Raw genomic sequence first — 1,388 nt, 5'->3', positions numbered from 1 at the left:
CCGGGTTAAGGGTCAGAAAGTGTGTCTGGATCGGCCGATTTCTAATGGTTGACCTGCATTAACGGTAAAAGTATATGCTCCATGAGCGTATATCTGGGTGATCGTCGCTCAATCCACGGTGTGGCTGTCGCGATGTGCTATGCAGTGGTGGTTCGGTTACCCAATGCCAAAGAACCGACCACGCTGCCACTGCGGCGGCGACATGAAACGTAACGGGACCACCACTAAGGGAACGGTCCGATGGCGCTGCAAGGTCTGCGGCGCATCCAGCGTCAAACGCCGAGGCGATGTCACCAACGCTGCAGTGTTCGCCCAATTCATCGAGCACTGCACCACGACAACATCGATAGAGGCAATAGCACAACGCCACGGCGTCAGTCATGCCACGATGAAACGGCGGTTTAGCTGGTGCTGGCTGGTTGACGTCCCAGATCCCACCATCGGGCACACAGGCCGGGTCTACGACCAAATCTTCCTCGACGGCACCTACACCGCAGGCGGCTGCCTGATCGTGGCAGCAACACTCGACCACGTCATCGCCTGGCACTGGTGTAGACGCGAAACCACACGCGACTACCAACGCCTACTCGAACGCATCCCTGCCCCTCTCATTGTTGTCATCGACGGCGGCCAAGGAGCTGCAAGTGCGATTAAAAACTGCTGGCCAGAAACCAAAGTCCAACGCTGCCTGGTGCATGCCCAACGCGTCGTACGCCGCTACACCACCTCACAACCACGCACCGATGCTGGCCGCACCATCTATCAACTAGCGCTCAAACTGACCCGCATCACCAACCTGGACGAGGCCGCGACATGGGGAGCCCAACTACACGAATTCTCCACCATCTACCGGGCATGGATGGACGAAAAGACCATGCTCAAAGACCCAAAAACCGGCAACTGGACCACCACGTGGACCCACGCCAAAGTGCGTAGTGCTTACAACAGCCTCAACCACCTATGGCGCTCTAACCTGCTGTTTACCTACCTCACGCCACCGAAAGAGGTACTTAACCCCGAGCACATCAAATCCACCACAAACAGCCTCGAAGGCGGCATCAACGCCCAATTAAAACTACTAGCCAGAACCCATCGCGGAAGATCAGGCGAACATCAACGACGAATGCTGGACTGGTGGCTCTACCTAAAAACAGAACTGCCTGACGATCCAGTACGAATCGCCAGACAGTCCAACTGGGGCCAGGACCAACTCGCCAAAGTTACAACCCTGACCCACAACGAGAACCAAGCCGACCACGAAACAGGACGACCAGCCCTCTACGACAACGGTATCGACACCGAGTACACCCACTCAATCGGCATCCAAAAAGGCCAAATCTAACCCCACGACACGCCGGGGCCAGACACACTTTTTGACCCTTAACCCC

The 1,388-nt window shown here is 56.6% G+C and carries 1 protein-coding gene; it reads left to right on the top strand.

The genetic code is table 11. From position 1 onward, the window contains the following. The first annotated feature begins 163 nt into the window (after positions 1 to 163). Positions 164 to 1,342, top strand: coding sequence for an IS1249 family transposase (locus L8U60_RS10695; RefSeq protein ID WP_269966349.1), 1,179 nt, complete (start codon positions 164 to 166; stop codon positions 1,340 to 1,342). Positions 1,343 to 1,388: the final 46 nt, after the last annotated feature.

Source organism: Corynebacterium meitnerae (genome assembly GCF_027570075.1).
Classification (GTDB): Bacteria; Actinomycetota; Actinomycetes; order Mycobacteriales; family Mycobacteriaceae; genus Corynebacterium; species Corynebacterium meitnerae.
This window is presented reverse-complemented; position numbering and strand designations above follow the sequence as displayed.

Coding starts and splice junctions, on each gene's coding strand:
- L8U60_RS10695 (WP_269966349.1), top strand. CDS start 164: ATGCCAAAGAACCGACCACGCTGCCACTGCGGCGGCGACATGAAACGT.